This is a genomic window from Bradyrhizobium sp. SZCCHNS30572, from assembly GCF_032484415.1.
Lineage (GTDB): Bacteria > Pseudomonadota > Alphaproteobacteria > Rhizobiales > Xanthobacteraceae > Bradyrhizobium.
In genome coordinates this window covers 214,731-229,533 of record NZ_JAUESY010000011.1, presented here as the reverse complement: position 1 = coordinate 229,533, position 14,803 = coordinate 214,731, and the positions used below count along the sequence as shown (strand labels likewise).

General features: G+C 67.5%; 15 protein-coding genes. 9 read left to right on the top strand and 6 right to left on the bottom strand.

Going from position 1 to position 14,803, the window contains the following annotated elements:
- Positions 1 to 138: 138 nt before the first annotated feature.
- The 3 genes from QX048_RS30085 to QX048_RS30075 form a co-directional block, all read right to left on the bottom strand.
- Positions 139 to 1,740 (bottom strand): S8 family serine peptidase, encoded by a 1,602-nt coding sequence (locus tag QX048_RS30085; protein ID WP_315828288.1) that lies wholly within the window; start codon positions 1,738 to 1,740, stop codon positions 139 to 141.
- A gap of 75 nt (positions 1,741 to 1,815) precedes the next feature.
- Entirely contained in the window at positions 1,816 to 2,658 is an 843-nt protein-coding gene (locus QX048_RS30080) for a hypothetical protein (RefSeq protein ID WP_315716086.1), read from the bottom strand.
- Positions 2,655 to 3,224: a sigma-70 family RNA polymerase sigma factor gene (locus QX048_RS30075; RefSeq protein WP_315828243.1), complete on the bottom strand. Its 570-nt coding sequence runs from the start codon at positions 3,222 to 3,224 to the stop codon at positions 2,655 to 2,657. Before QX048_RS30075 ends, QX048_RS30080 begins: the two co-directional genes overlap by 4 nt.
- A gap of 322 nt (positions 3,225 to 3,546) precedes the next feature.
- Between QX048_RS30075 and QX048_RS30070 the strand changes: the two genes are divergently transcribed.
- The gene (locus QX048_RS30070) at positions 3,547 to 4,710 is read left to right on the top strand and encodes a GGDEF domain-containing protein (protein WP_315753094.1); all 1,164 of its coding nucleotides are present in this window, start codon (positions 3,547 to 3,549) and stop codon (positions 4,708 to 4,710) included.
- Positions 4,707 to 5,816, top strand: coding sequence for a DUF2336 domain-containing protein (locus QX048_RS30065; protein ID WP_315753095.1), 1,110 nt, complete (start codon positions 4,707 to 4,709; stop codon positions 5,814 to 5,816). The genes QX048_RS30070 and QX048_RS30065 overlap by 4 nt, the downstream gene beginning before the upstream one ends.
- A 12-nt stretch (positions 5,817 to 5,828) precedes the next feature.
- Here QX048_RS30065 and QX048_RS30060 read toward each other — a convergent pair whose 3' ends face one another.
- Positions 5,829 to 6,467, bottom strand: coding sequence for a DUF1109 domain-containing protein (locus QX048_RS30060; protein ID WP_315753096.1), 639 nt, complete (start codon positions 6,465 to 6,467; stop codon positions 5,829 to 5,831).
- 2 nt (positions 6,468 to 6,469) lie between these two features.
- A complete protein-coding gene (locus QX048_RS30055; protein WP_315753097.1) occupies positions 6,470 to 7,015 on the bottom strand; it encodes a sigma-70 family RNA polymerase sigma factor in 546 nt (181 codons plus the stop codon).
- Between the two features lie 324 nt (positions 7,016 to 7,339).
- Between QX048_RS30055 and QX048_RS30050 the strand changes: the two genes are divergently transcribed.
- The 7 genes from QX048_RS30050 (at position 7,340) to QX048_RS30020 (ending at position 13,431) form a co-directional block, all read left to right on the top strand.
- A complete protein-coding gene (locus QX048_RS30050; protein WP_315828242.1) occupies positions 7,340 to 7,729 on the top strand; it encodes a hypothetical protein in 390 nt (129 codons plus the stop codon).
- Positions 7,730 to 7,813: 84 nt separating this feature from the next.
- Complete coding sequence (locus QX048_RS30045) at positions 7,814 to 8,593, top strand: enoyl-CoA hydratase (protein WP_315828241.1); 780 nt, start codon at positions 7,814 to 7,816, stop codon at positions 8,591 to 8,593.
- A gap of 248 nt (positions 8,594 to 8,841) precedes the next feature.
- Positions 8,842 to 10,260, top strand: coding sequence for a TolC family outer membrane protein (locus QX048_RS30040; RefSeq protein ID WP_315753100.1), 1,419 nt, complete (start codon positions 8,842 to 8,844; stop codon positions 10,258 to 10,260).
- A gap of 85 nt (positions 10,261 to 10,345) precedes the next feature.
- Positions 10,346 to 12,010: a caspase family protein gene (locus tag QX048_RS30035; RefSeq protein WP_315828240.1), complete on the top strand. Its 1,665-nt coding sequence runs from the start codon at positions 10,346 to 10,348 to the stop codon at positions 12,008 to 12,010.
- Positions 12,011 to 12,119: 109 nt separating this feature from the next.
- Entirely contained in the window at positions 12,120 to 12,698 is a 579-nt protein-coding gene (locus tag QX048_RS30030) for a hypothetical protein (RefSeq protein WP_315828239.1), read from the top strand.
- Positions 12,699 to 12,736: 38 nt separating this feature from the next.
- Complete coding sequence (locus tag QX048_RS30025; RefSeq protein WP_315828238.1) at positions 12,737 to 13,054, top strand: DUF3303 domain-containing protein; 318 nt, start codon at positions 12,737 to 12,739, stop codon at positions 13,052 to 13,054.
- Positions 13,039 to 13,431, top strand: a complete 393-nt coding sequence (locus tag QX048_RS30020) for a hypothetical protein (protein WP_315716076.1) — start codon at positions 13,039 to 13,041, stop codon at positions 13,429 to 13,431. Before QX048_RS30025 ends, QX048_RS30020 begins: the two co-directional genes overlap by 16 nt.
- A gap of 34 nt (positions 13,432 to 13,465) precedes the next feature.
- Here QX048_RS30020 and QX048_RS30015 read toward each other — a convergent pair whose 3' ends face one another.
- A complete protein-coding gene (locus QX048_RS30015; protein WP_315753104.1) occupies positions 13,466 to 14,665 on the bottom strand; it encodes an adenylate/guanylate cyclase domain-containing protein in 1,200 nt (399 codons plus the stop codon).
- Positions 14,666 to 14,803 lie beyond the last annotated feature (138 nt).

Sequence of the window (14,803 nt, the reverse complement as noted above, 5' to 3'; positions counted from 1 at the left end):
CTTGGGGTGGATGGGCGCTCGCGCCGTATATAGCCTTGGGGAGGGGATCACCGCTCCCACATGCTTTCTGTCGTGATCGCCCCGCTGCACGTTCAAGGCGAGCGGGAGATTTTCGGAACGTTCACGAAAACGTTGGCGTCATTGCTGCGCGGGCCGAAGCGCGTCGCCGGCTGGAGACGCCGCGGTCACCGCGGCCGGCGCCGGGCGCAACTCGCGGGCCGCCGCGGGCTCCGTTTGCAGCCCCGCGGAAGGCACAGCAGCAGCGGGCGCATCCTGCGGCGAGACCACGGCCTGGACCGCCGCCAAGGCATCCGCCTGCCCTGCCCCGAACAGATCGTCGCGTCCGGGGGTCCCGAGATCGCGCGCGGTCCCGGTCAGCACGGTCCGCACCGTTTCCGGCTTCAGCGCCGGATTGCGCTCCAGCACCAGCGCCGCAAGCCCGCTGACATAGGCCGCGGAAAACGAGGTGCCCGAGATGATCTGATATTTTCCGTCCGGCGCCGGCAGGAAGATCTCGGCGCCGGGCGCGGCCAGCGCGATGTAATTGCCGCGGTTCGACGCCGGCAGCAACTGGTCCCTGTCATCGGTCGCACTGACGGCGATGACGTTCGGATTGCCCGCAGGATACAGCGGCGGCGACTTGGCCCCGGCATTGCCGGCCGCGGCGACCATCACGACGCCCTTGGAAGCGACCGCCGCGATCGCGCGCTCGATCACCGCATCCTTCGGGCCGGCGAAGCTCATGTTGACGATCTGCGCGCCGTGCAGAACCGCGTAGTCCAGCGCCTTCAGGATCACATAGGAGCTGCTCTCCGGCCCGCCGCCTTTCTTGGCCATGCCGAAGGCGCGGATGGCGATGATGCGTGCATAGGGCGCGCTGCCCATCAACCGCTTGTGCGACACGATCACGCCGGCGATGCCCGTGCCGTGCACATGCGGCCCCTCGTCACCGCCGAGTGCGTCGAACGCGTCGAACGACGCGTCGGCGAATTCCGGGTGCTTGAGATCGACCGCGGAATCGATCACTGCGATGGTGACGTTGGAGCCCTGGGCCAGCCTGTGCGCTTCGGGCAGCCGCAGCTTCGCCAGCGCGTATTGCGCGGGATCGCCCTCGGCGGGCGGTACGTTCTGCTGCTGCAGCGTGTAGCGGTAGTTCGGCTGCACCGAACGCACCCTGGCATCTGCCGCGAGCGCACGGCTGACCGCCTGCACCGAGCGGCGATCGGTGATCCGGAACAGACCGATTGTGGCGCCGATCAGCGGAAAGCGCTGCGAGCTGATGCGCTGCAGGCCATGGCGGCGCGCCAGCGCGTCGGCCTGATCGGCCGAGAGCCCGTCATCGATTTCGGCGACGATCTCGTTGGCGATGGTCCGCGGGTCGACCGCGGCCGCAGCTTTCGGCTCGCCCCGCTGCGTCACCTTGGCGGACCTGCCTTTGTCCAATCTTCCTTGGGACCGCCGGCCCTGCCCGTCCGCCGTCACCGGCCGGCGGTCGAGACATTCACCCGAGGCGCTGCGATCCGCCGGGTCGCAGGAGGTCTGCAGGTTCGGTGCAAATCGCGCATTGGGCAAGGTCGGGCGCACGGTCATCGCCGTCGGCGGCGGCGCACGCATCGCGGTGCCCGGGTTGATGCTCGGCACCCGGCTCGGGATGTTGATGTTGGGCGAACGCATCATCGCCTGGGCATGGGCACTGCGGTCGCCACCTGCGAAAGCAGGCATTGCGACGACAATCAGCATCACGACCGATCTGGCGAACTGGAGCGGCGAAGTAGACGACATGGAGCCTCCGAATGACGTTCGGACGGCGCGGGCCTATTGCGCGGCCACCGCGAGGCTGACGATCTTCTCGCGCGCCAGACGGCCGATCAGGCTGTCGGCCTCGGCCTTCGACAACGGCCGGTCGCCGAGTTGCAGCTTGAACAGGCCGCCCTTGGCGCCCTCGACGATCGAGGCCTGGTAGCTGTCGAGCAGCGCCGAGATGTCGGCCATGCGCGCATCCGGCGCGAACCGCACCAGCGCATAGGCGGGCGCGGTCGATCCGGCGACCTGCGGTCCAAGGCCGCGGATCAGCGGTGCGGCCGGGGCCGGTGCTTCGGCCATCCGCGAACGCGTCATGCTCTCGGGCGCCCGCTCCGCCGGGGCCGGCGCAGCGGCGCTCGGCGGCGGCGGCGCGGCCATCGGCCTGCTCGCGGGCTCGGGCGCCGCGGTCTTGTCCTGGACCGAGGCGGTCTGATAGGTCGCAGTCTGCGAGCGCATCAGCACGGCGCCGATCACGCCGGCCTGCGCCAGCACCAGCAGCGCGCCGAGGCTGACGGTCCACGCCAGGGTCCGCGGCGACAGGCTGTCGAAGAAATCCATCAGCCGCGCGCTGAAGCCGCGCGGCGCGGCAGGCTTCTGCACCGGATCCGCCTCGATCGCCGCGAACAGCTTCTGCATCGCACGCATCGACGGCGCGCCGAGGCTTTCGTTCAGCGCGATGGTCTCGGCATACTCCTTCTGGATCTCCGCATACTGCCTGGCGAGATCGGCATCGTTGGCAAGAGCCTCCTCGACCCGGCGCATGTCGCGCGCGCTCAGCGTGCCGGCGGCGTACCACGGCAGCAGGAGTTCGATCTCTCCGGGCTCTTGCTCCAGCATCTTGCTCAAAGCCATCATGGCCAGCCTCTCTCAATGCCGGCCGCTTTCAGGAGTTCGGCCAATTTCTTGCGCGCATAGAACAGGCGCGTCTTGACGGTGTTTTCCGGAATTCCGACGATCTCGGCCACCTCCTCCACGGACTTCTCGTGGTAGTAGACGAGATCGACGATCTCCCGGTGATCAGGCGAAAGCGCCGTCAGGCACTTGCGCAATGCTTCGCCGGTATTCTTCTTCTGGACCGCGACCTCCGGATCGTCGGAGGTATCCTCGATCGCGTTCGCGGCCTCGTCTTCCAGCTCAACGTCCTTCCGGCGCCGAAGGGCCGATAGGGCCTTGAACCGCGTGATCGCCAGGAGCCAGGTGGAGACGGCAGAACGGCCTTCGAACTTGCCGGCCTGACGCCACACGTCGAGAAAGACCTCGCTGATGAGGTCTTCCGCGACCTGCTCGTTCCGCACGAGCCGGAGCCCGAAACGGTACACCCTGACATGGTGCCGTCCGTACAGCACCTGCATGGCGAGCCGGTCGCCTTGAGCGATCCGGGCAATCAGGGTTTCATCTGACGCCGCTGCTGTCACGCTCAATGGCCGTCTCGCAAGATTGGTCTGGAGGATTGACGTCGCGGTTCGAACACAACCGCAAAAATCTTCAAAATACCGGAAAGATACGTCCCGAAATGTGAGTTGGCGCACAGACTTGCAGATTTCGCTGCAGCGCCCAGGTCGATCGTGACCAGCGGGTTCCCGCCTACCATGTTCCGCCCGTTCCCGCCAACTGCACGCCCTGAAAGCCGTAGATTCCCCGTCGCAGCACGACGCCGGCGGCCTCTTCGTCCATGCCCATAGATACCAAAGTTAAATGCTTTCCCACGTAGATTTTAAGCCAACGACGAAGAATCGCGAGCACATGGGCACGACGGCACCGCCTATTCCCAGTCCGAATGTCGCTGAGGCCGGGGACGCGCAACCGTCTCCGGCCAGCGACCTGCGCGCGCGTCGTGCCGGGCGGCGCCGGCAGATGCTGGCGCTGGTCGCCGGATGCTACCTGATCGACGCCGTCATCCTGCTGATCTACGCCGAGGCGGGAACCGTCCCGGTCACGATCGCGCCAGCCTACGCAGCGACCGGCATTCTGACCGTCGCGCTGTGGACCGCCCTGTCGGAGAGCGGCTTCAACGACCGTTTCCGCGACCACTACCTCGTGGTGCCGCAATCGCTCGCCAGCATGATGATCACGGTCGCGTTCTGCTACATCGCGCCCGAAGTCAGCATCCTCTTCCTGTGCACGCTGTACATCGTCGTCGCCTTTGCCTCGCTGCGGGCGACGCCGCGCCAGAGCGCGATCTGCTGGACGTTCCTCGCGATCGGGCTGGCGGGATTGTTCCTGCTCACCGACAAGCCGCTCGGCATGCCGCACGACAGCGGCCTCGAGCGGCTCGCGACGCTCCTGGTCTTCCTCCTCACCATCGCCGGCTGCATGTTCCTCGGCATCTTCTCCAGCGCGCTGCGCGAGACGCTGTACCAGCGCGGACAGAAGCTCAAGGAAGCCTATCGCCGCATCGAGGAGCTGGCCGAGATCGACGAGCTCACCGGCGCGCTGAACCGGCGCTCGATCATGGATGTGCTGGACGAGGAGATGGCGCAGGCGCGGCAGGGCGGCCAGCCCTGCTCGGTCGTGCTGATCGATCTCGACTGGTTCAAGCGCATCAACGACACGCATGGTCATCCGACCGGCGACGACGTGCTGCGCACCTTCGCCATCACCATCTTCGCCAACATTCGCGGCAGCGACCGCTTCGGCCGCTACGGCGGCGAGGAATTCCTGCTGGTGCTGCCGGGCGCACCGGCCGACGCCGCGGCGCGGCTCGCCGAACGATTGCGCCAGATCATCGCCGGCCTCGACTGGAGTGCGTTTTCGACCGGCCTGCAGGTCACGTTCTCGGCCGGCGTAGCCACCCCGCGCGGCGACGAGACCGCCGATTCGCTGCTCGCCCGGGCCGATCGTGCGCTCTACGACTCGAAGGCGCAGGGCCGCAATCGCGTCACCAGCGCCTGCGCCGTCCCGGCATGACCCCGAAACCCGCCCCGAACGAAAGCCTGCTCGATGAGCTCGAGGACACGCTCGCGCACGGCACCGTCGCCCGGCGGGTCGAGACCCTGCGCAAGGTGACGGACCTGTTCGTCGACGGCGCGACGGACTTCGCCGATGATCAGGTCGCGCTGTTCGACGACGTATTCGAATGCCTGATCGAGCACATCGAGATCTCGGCCCGCGCGCTGCTCGCGCGGCGGCTGGCGCCGCTGGCGTCGGCGCCGCCGCGGACGCTCTACCGGCTGGCCGATGACGACGCCATCGATGTCGCAGGCCCGGTGCTGTCGAAGTCCGAACGGCTCGACGAGGCCGCGCTGATCCGCACAGCCGAGACCAAGAGCCAGGCGCATCTGCTCGCGATCTCGCTCCGGCGCGTGCTGAGCCGCGCCGTCACCGACATCCTGCTCAGGCGCGGCAACGACGAGGTCGTTCACAGCACCGTCAGCAATCCCGGCGCCGACGTCTCGGAGGCCAGCCTCGACACGCTGGCCGATCGCGCCGCGCTGGACGAAAACCTCGCCGCGTGCCTCGCCATGCGGCCCAATCTGCCGCGCCACCTCTATCTGAAGCTGGTCGCCAAGGCGTCGGCCACGGTCCGGGCGCGGCTCGAGGCGGCAAACCCGAAGCTCGCGCAGGAGGTCTCCTCGGCGGTGCGGACGGCAGGGCGGCGGGCGCGATCGAGCGCGGTGGCGCTGACCAGCCAGACCGAGATCGCGCACGCGCTGGTGCGCTCACTGCATGCCGAGGGCCGGCTCGACGACCGTCTCGTCGTGCAGTTCACCGAGCAGCGCAAGTTCGACGAGGCCAATGCCGCCGTGGCGGCCATGGCCAACGTGCCGGTCGCGGTCGCCGAGAGCATCATGATCGAAAGCCGCGCCGAGGGCGTCATGATCCTCGCCAAGGTCGCAGGCCTGTCATGGCCTACGGTGAAGTCGATCATCCTGATGCGCGATGGGCTCGCCACCACCGCGACGACCGATCTCGACGCCTGCAAGGCCACCTATGAGCGGCTCCGGCGATCCACCGCGCAGCAGGTGCTGCGCTTCCATCGCGTCCAGGACGCCGCGACGCCGGTGCAGGCGTAGCCGCCCCCCGGGTCAATAGCGCAGCACCCTCGCGCCGATGAGCGCGCCGAGCCCGGCCACGATCAGCGCGGCCACCGTGTACCAGGTGGCCACGAACAGCGGCGAATCGTCGGTGCAATGCGCGGCATAGAGCGTCGCCGCCATGCCCGCCGAGACCAGCCCGGCGATCGCGCCCGTCATCGCCGGACGCGACGGCGCGCCATGGCGCAGACCGAACAGCGCGGCGGCCAGCAGCGGCAGCGACAGCACGGGAATGGCGCTCATGCACACCATCGAATTGTGGCCGACCAGCCGCGCCATCATCGGCGTGCGCTGCGGCAGCATCATCTCCGCCGCCATGCCGCCGACGAGGACGATGATCGGCGCGATCAGGAGCCAGCTCCAGCCCTGCAGCGAAGCTTCAGGGCGCGACAGATGCAGGCTGATGATCAGCGCCGGGATCGCCAGCGCCGTGGTGACGACGAACTTCAGGTCGAAGAACGGATTGCGCACCGCGAGCCAGATGTCCGGCCGGACGCCGAGACCGATGAGCAGCATCGCGGTCGAGACCGGCGTTGCCGCCATCAGGGCCAGCGCCAGCACGATGCCGACCGGCTGCGCGCGCTGCGCATTGTCGGCCGCGAGGGTGCGGATGAGCTGATCGGTGTCCATGGTCAGGTATCCCGTAGCTTGGCCGTGAGGCTTGCGAGCGCCCGGTGCAGCGCCACCCGCACCGCGCCCTCGCTCATGGAAAACTTCTCCGCGGTCTGCTTGATCGAGGCAGCCTCGACTGCGATCGACTGCAGCACGTCGCGCTGACGCTGCGGCAGGGTCTTCAGCTGCGCCTCGACCTCGCCGGCCGAGACGGTGGGCGCCGGCGGCTCGTCGGCCAGCGTCTCCGAGAAATCGTCGATGTCGACGAACACCCGCCGGCCGCGCCGGCGCAGCATGTCGATCAGCTTGTTGCGCGCGATCGCGAACAGCCAGGGCGCGAACGGCGCGTGGACGTCCCAGGTGTGCCGCTTGAGATGAACCGCCAACAGAATTTCCTGCACGATGTCCTCGGCCTGGTCGGGGGGCTGACCGGCGCGCGCCAGCCCGCGCCGTGATGCTGCGCGCAACACCGGCGTGATCGCCCTCAGCAGGCGATGATAGGCCTCGTCGTCACCGGCGACGGCCTGGCGCATCCAGCCCGTCCACTCGTCGTCACGCTCGCGCAACTCCGCTCCACCCCCAGCAATTCGCCCGAATCGTCAGTTTGTTACTCTCGCGGCATCCTGATCACTAATTCGTGATGCGGACATTGGCCTCGGAACCATCCGAGTTACGCCACAACGAGAGCACGCCACCGGGCAAGTCTTGGAACCGCTCCATAGCACCGAATCGAAAGGTGCATGATCAGGTTTAATGGGCCGCGCCGCAAAGTGCGGCGCCGCCCAGCTTTTGCCGTGAGCGGCAGGAAGATACCCATTTTCTGCCCCGTTCTCGACATCTGTCGGGGTCTCACTCCGGCCTGGGCTGGCGGGATGGGGAGAGAGCCGACGATGACGATCCAAGCCAGTGGACGTTCAGCATTGATCATTGCCGCCGCGTTGGTTCTGGGCCTCGTTGGCACTGGATTCGCCCGCGCGGCCGAACAGCAGAGCTACAGTCCGTTCTTGCCGGTCGGCTCCGAGAGCGCTCCGGCGGCGAAGCAGGACGGATTCCCGGCGCCGATGCCGGTCGAAGCCCAGGCTCAGGCCGCACCCGCGGCGGAATCGGCCGACGCCGCGCCGAGCGATGCGCCAGCGGCCTCGGACGTCACCGTGAACATGGTCACGGTCAGCAATGACGACAGCTCGGGCTGGGACAAGGCCTCGATCATCGGCAAGATCTTCATCGCCTGCGGCACCCTGCTCACCCTGGGCTCGGCGGCACGAATGTTCATGATCTGAGGCGCCGCGCGGCGCTGCACCTACTTGATGCGCACCGATCCAGCGGGCACATTGCCCGCTGTTTTGATTTGTCGGGGTGGGATCATGAGCGTTTACGAGCACATCATCGTCGAAGGCAAAGGCGCGGTCGGAATCATCACCCTGAACCGGCCGAAGATGCTCAACGCGCTGTCGTTCGGCGTCTTCCGCGAGATCGCCGCCGCCGTGGATGATCTCGAGGCCGACGACGCCATCGGCTGCATCGTGATCACCGGCAGCGACAAGGCGTTCGCCGCCGGCGCCGACATCAAGGAGATGCAGCCCAAGAGCTTCATCGACATGTTCTCGAGCGACTTCACCGCGATCGGCGGCGACCGCGTCGCGCGCTGCCGCAAGCCGACGATTGCGGCGGTCGCCGGCTACGCGCTCGGCGGCGGCTGCGAGCTCGCGATGATGTGCGACTTCATCATCGCCGCCGACACCGCGAAATTCGGCCAGCCCGAGATCACGCTCGGCACCATTCCGGGCATCGGCGGCACCCAGCGCCTGACGCGCGCGATCGGCAAGGCCAAGGCGATGGACCTCTGCCTCACCGGCCGCATGATGGATGCGGCCGAGGCCGAACGCTCCGGCCTCGTCAGCCGCATCGTGCCGGCCGACAGGCTGATGGATGAGGTGATGGCTGCGGCCGAGAAGATCGCATCGATGTCGCGCCCGGCAGCGGCGATGGCCAAAGAGGCCGTCAACCGCGCCTTCGAGACCCCGCTGTCCGAAGGCATGAATGTCGAGCGCAACCTGTTCCACGCCACCTTCGCGCTCGAAGACCGCGCCGAGGGCATGGCTGCGTTCATCGAGAAGCGCAAGCCGGTGAACAAGAACCGCTGAGATTGCTGCGGGTCACTCGCAGCTGAACGAATCGATCCGCCTCTCATGTCGCCGGGTGCACCTCACCCGCTTACCAAGCGCGTATCCGCGCGCCGGGCCGCAGCACTGCGACAAACGGCCTGTGGCGAGCACGCCACAACAAACCATGGAAAAGCCCGCCAGATTCCACATCGGCGGTTTGTGTGTGGCCGCCATCCGCCCTAAACAGGTAAACAACTGGTTAAGACAGTGAGACGCGGCGGAGTCGGATGGTGGGTCGAGCCAAAGAATTTGGCGTCGGCAAGATGCGTGTGCGAAGGATCGGCCTCGGCCTGACCCTCGCGGGCAGCCTTGTCGTCGTGTGCTCGCCCGCGCGCGCCGAGGATCTCGCCGCCGCGCTCGCGAAAGCCTATCAGACCAATCCGGCGCTGAATGCGGAGCGCGCGCGCCAGCGCGCCACCGACGAGAACGTGCCGCAGGCGCTCGCCGGCTATCGTCCGCAACTGATCGCGAGCCTCGGCGCCGGCCTGCAGGCGGTGCGCAATCTGCTGCCCAACAACACGATCCAGACCGCGACATTGAAGCCCTGGACCATCGGCGTCACCGTCACGCAGACGCTGTTCAACGGCTTCCGGACCGCCAACAGCGTCCGCATGGCCGAGCTGCAGGTGCAGTCGGGCCGCGAGGCGCTGCGCAATGTCGGCCAGGGCGTGCTGCTCGACGCCGTCACCGCCTACACCAATGTGCTCGCCAACCAGTCGCTGGTCGAGGCACAGCGCTCCAACGTCGCCTTCCTGCGCGAGACGCTCTCGGTCACGCAGCGCCGTCTCAATGCCGGCGACGTCACGCCGACCGACGCCTCGCAGGCCGAGGCGCGGCTGTCGCGCGGGCTGTCCGATCTCAACGCCGCCGAGGTCAACCTCGCCATCAGCCAGGCGACCTATGCCCAGGTCATCGGCATGGCGCCGGGCCAGCTGCGCGCGGCCGACCCGATCGATCGCCTGCTGCCGCGCAGCCGCGAGGACGCGATCGCGCTCGGCAACAAGGAAAATCCGGCCGTGGCCGCGGCGAGCTTCGACGTCGACGTGGCCTCGACCTCGATCAAGGTCGCCGAGGGCGCGCTGCTGCCGAGCGTGACCCTGCAGGGCGGTGTCAGCCGCAGCCGCGATTCGGATCAGACGCTGGGTACCTTCGGCACCGACCAGGCCTCGATCGTCGGCAGCATCACCGCGCCGATCTATGACGGCGGCACGGCGGCGTCGCAGACCCGCCAGAGCAAGGAGCTCGCGGCGCAGAGCCGCCTCGTGCTCGACCAGGTCCGCAACCAGGCGCGAACTGCGGTGGTCAGCGCCTGGGTTGCCAACGAGGGTGCCAAGGTCGCCGTCAGCGCCTCCGAGGCCGAGGTGAAGGCCGCCACCATCGCGCTGCAAGGCGTGTCGCGCGAGGCCCAGGGCGGCCAGCGCACCACCGTCGACGTGCTCAACTCGCAGGCCGATCTGATCCAGGCCAAGGCACGGCTGATCGGCGCGCAGCGCGACCGCGTCATCGCCTCCTATACGCTGCTCAGCGCGATCGGCCGGCTCGACGTCAAGAACCTCAATCTGAATACGCCGGACTATCTGCCCGAGGTGCACTACCACCAGGTGCGCGACGCCTGGCACGGCCTGCGCACGCCCTCCGGACAGTAGTGCGAGCGGTCATCGCTCAAGGCCGACGACCTTGCTTTGCCGATATTGCCGGATAGTCTGACGCACGACCGACTCCGGGGCTGTCATGACGGCATTGCGTTACCTGTTGCTTGTTCTCGTTCTCATCAGTTCAGGCAGCACCGCCGCGCTGGCGGACAAGCGCGTCGCGCTGATCATCGGCAACTCCGCCTACAAGACTGTCGCCAGGCTATCGAACCCGGCCAACGATGCGAAGCTCGTCGGCGACATGTTCCGCAACGCCGGCTTCGAGCGCGTCGACGTCAGGCTCGATCTCGGCGTGCAGGAGATGCGCCGGGCCTTGCGCGAGTTCGGGGCGCGGGCGCGCGAGGCCGAGGTCGCGGTGATCTACTACGCCGGCCACGGCATCGAGCTCGACGGCACCAACTATCTGATCCCGACCGATGCCGCGCTGGAGGCGGACAGCGACGTTCTCGACGAGGCGATCGCGCTGGAGCGCGTGCTGTTCGCGATCGAGCCGGCCAAGCAGTTGCGCCTCGTCGTGCTCGACGCCTGCCGCGACAATCCGTTCGCCAAGACGATGAAGCGCAGCGTCGCCTCGCGCAGCATCGGACGCGGCCTCGCCAAGGTCGAGCCGTCGAGCCCGAACACGATGATCGCATTCTCGGCCAAGGCCGGGTCGACCGCCGCCGACGGCGACGCCAGCAACAGCCCGTTCGCAACGGCGCTGGTGGCGCATCTGCCAAAGCCCGGCCTCGATCTGCGCCGCGCGTTCGGCTTCGTCCGCGACGACGTGCTGAAGGCGACCGGCTATCGCCAGGAGCCCTATGTCTACGGATCGCTCGGCGGCAACGACGTGGCGCTGGTGCCGGTCGTGCAAGCTCCGAGCGCGGCGGCCGATTCCGACGCGGCGATGCGGCGCGACTACGAGCTCGCCGAGCGCATCGGCAGCGAGGCGGCGTTCGATGCCTTCATCGAGAAGTATCCAAGCGGATTCTACGCCGCGCTCGCCAGGGCGCAGCGCGCCAAGCTCGCGCCCGCGGCAGCCAACGTCGCCGCGCCCGCCACGACCGACGTCACGCGCAGCCCGCCCGAAGCGTCAGGGCAACGTGCGGACAAGCCGCCCGCGGCGTCCGAGCCAGCCAAGCCCGCGATGGTCGCGGCGTTGCCGCCGCCCGCGGACAAGGTCGCGCCGCCGGACCCGGCACGCGAGCTTGCCAGCGAACTGCGGCGCGTCGGCTGCAGCACCTCCGACAGCGACGGCACCTGGGATCTCAACGCGCGCCGGGCGCTGGAGCGCTTCAACAAGCAGGCTGGCACCCGGTTCGATACCAAGCTCGCCAGCCTCGACGCGCTCGACGCCGTCAAGGCGAAGACGGCCCGTGTCTGCCCGGTGCTCTGCCCCAAAGGCCAGCGCGCCGACGGCGATGCTTGCGTCGCTATCGCCTGCCCCGCCGGTCAGGCGCGCGACGGGGATGGCGATTGCGTGAGGCGCAAGGACGAGCCGGTCGCGAAGAAGCCGGACGAGGCGCTCAGGCGCGACGAGCCGGCGCGCAAGAAGGAGCCGGCGGTGGCGGCGCGCTCCGAGCCGGAGCCGAAGCGCGTCAGCGGCGGCGGCCGCTGCACCAGCATCAGCCAGCGCTGCGCGATCGAGATCGGCGGCCGCTGCAATCCCGCCACCGGCCATTGGGAATACGGCCGCAACGGCGCCGGCGGCAACACGATGTCGTTCAACAATTGCATCGGCCGGATGATGGCCGGGCGGCGGTGAGCCGCGTCAGGCAATCACCAAACCGGCAGTTGCCGGATCGAGCCGCCGCACGTCGCGCAGCCGCGGATTGCCCTGCGTCTCGCCCGAGCTTACGCTGCCCGGATGAACGGTGGTCGACATGTCTCAACGGGATCGAGAGTTTTGCAATCAGGCGCTCGCCTATCTGAAGCGCGCGCTTCCGAAGGACGAATCGGATCCGGCGAAGATCGAGCTTTCTCTTGAGGACTCGCCGGTTCTGACCGATCTGAACAATGGGCTGATGGCTGCCTACCTCGTCGACGCGGCTGATCGCTACCAATACGTTCAGAACGGGCATCTGGCCCGCGCTGATCTTACACAAGCCGAGCTGCACCGCCTGGGCGTTGCGAACCTGTTGGCCCTGTTCGAACGGCGATCGCTCCGGATCGAAGCTTTCGGAAACTGCTTCGCGGTCCTGTGCGGCGGCGATTTCGAGGCATCCGCCTTGCTGATTGATACGTTCTGGGACGAAGGGCTGGCTGCTCTCGCCCCAAACGGCTTCATCGCAGCCGTCCCATGTCGCGACATCCTCGCGTTCTGCGACGCTGCGAATCCGTACGGTCTGGAGGAACTGCGTCAGCTCATCGAGCGAGCGCGCAATGCCGACCACCCCATCTCATCAGCGCTCTATCGGCGGAGTGCGGCAGCATGGGAGCTATATCTCGATTGACCGCTCGGCCGGACGCGGCAGGCACAAGGAAGGGACACATGCTGTTCATGGTGATCGAACGTTTCAAGGACCGCGATCCGATTCCGGTCTACCGCCGCGTGCGCGATCCCGGCATCACGTTTCCCGAAGGGCTCAAATATCTCGGCAGCTGGATCGAGCCGAACTTCGACCGCTGCTTCCAGCTGATGGAATGCGACGACGCCCGCCTGCTGCAGCAATGGGTTCTCGCCAACGCCCGCGACACCGGCATGACCTTCGAGATCGTGCCGGTGGTGACCAGCGCGGAGACGCGCGAGGTGGTGGCGCCCTTTTTGGATGAGAATCCACTCGCGGGCGGACGATGCTCGACATCCTGACGCAGGTGCTCGCCGCATGCATCGTCTCCTACGCGATCGCTGTTCTAATGCCGTCGTGGCGGGCGTTGCTCGTGGCGACGCTGATCGTCGTGCTGCTGACTGCGTTCGACGGGATACGGCATTGGTGGTCGCCAGCGTCGGATCGTTGTCACAGCACCTGTACACTCAACGATCTGCTCGCCATTCCGCTGCTGCCGATTGCGAGAGCAGGCTTCTTGACCGGAGCAGCGATCCGCGCACTGACCTTCCTTCCGCATGCCCAAAGACTGTCGTCGCGGGCGATCATCATGATCTTGGTTGCCGGAGGGCCCATCGCCATCGCAATCGTCTTGTTCGCGCCGGATGTTGTTTTCTGGCACCCGCCCCGGCTGGGCTAGGCTCAGTCGATCGACACGGCCCTGCCCGAATTCGCTACCCCTCGAACGAAAACAGCTCGATCGGGTCGCTGAAGCCGCGTACCGGAAATTCGCCGACGCGCTCCAGCGCGAACGGGCCCTCGACGAGCTCGGCAAACGCACGCGACATCAGCACGGGACGGCCGACCTGCTTGGTCAGCGCCTCCATGCGCGAGGCCATGTTGACCGCGGGTCCGATCACCGTGAAATCCAGACGTGTCTGCGAGCCGATGTTGCCGTACATCACGTCACCGACATGGATGCCGATGCCGTAGCGGAGCGGCGCCCGGCCGCTCTCGGCGTTGCGTGCGTTCAGCTCCGCCATCGCCTGCCTGGCGCCAGTCACGGCATGCAGCAGGTTGGCACAGGCTGCGGGCTCGGTGAGCGGAAAGATCGCGAGCAGGCCGTCGCCGATGAACTTCAGGATCTCGCCGCCGTGCTGCGTGATCGGTTCCACCATCGCGTCGAAATAGCCGTTGAGCAGATCGATGACATCGTCGCGCGGCCAGTTGTCGGAGATCCTGGTGAAGTCTCTGAGGTCGCAGATCATGATCGCCGCGCGCACCGTCGTGCCGCTGCCGCGCCGCGTCGCTCCCGCCAGGACCATCTCGGCCGCATGCGGCCCGACATAGGTCTCCAGCAACGTCCGCGCCAGGCGGTTCTTGATGCGAATCTCGCTCACCAGCGCCAGCACCGGCAGCAGCCGCTGCAGCGCGTCGATGTCGGCCTGGTCGAAGCCACCGTGGCGATCGGTCGCGAACGTCACGAAATGCCGCTTGCCGAGCGTGTGATACATCGGCCAGGCGACGTAGTCGGTCAGGCCCTGCGCCCGCATCTCGTCATAGATCGCATGCTGACGGCCGAGCCTGGGATCGCGCGCCAGATCTTCGCGAATCTCCTCGGCACCGCCGTAGATTTCGGCGCCGGGGCTGCCGATGAATTCGGACCGCTCGCGGACGTCGTAGTCGATGCGGGCGATCTCGGCCCCTTGCATGCCGTCGCTCCACAGCATCCGGGCGCCGAGCCATTGCGGATGGTTGATCTGAACGTGCAGCGAGGCGCGCTTGAGCGGAATGCCGGCGCGCTGCAGCCGGATGCACATCTGCGCGAAGATGTTGTCGATGAAGCGCTCGTCGCGGGTGCCGTTGGTGAGCCAGTCCACGACCTCGTCGCCCAGGCGCTGGCCAGGAGCGAGATGGACGTCTGTTGCGGTCATGGCGATCTCCTGGCGGCTCGGCGTCGCGGTCCAGGAGATGTCGTGCCGCAATGCGAAAGAGTCAATCGACGTCATCGCATCGCGGCCCACCCGGACGGGCAGGATGCGCCGGCTCCTCATCGGTTCGGTGAGCCGGGC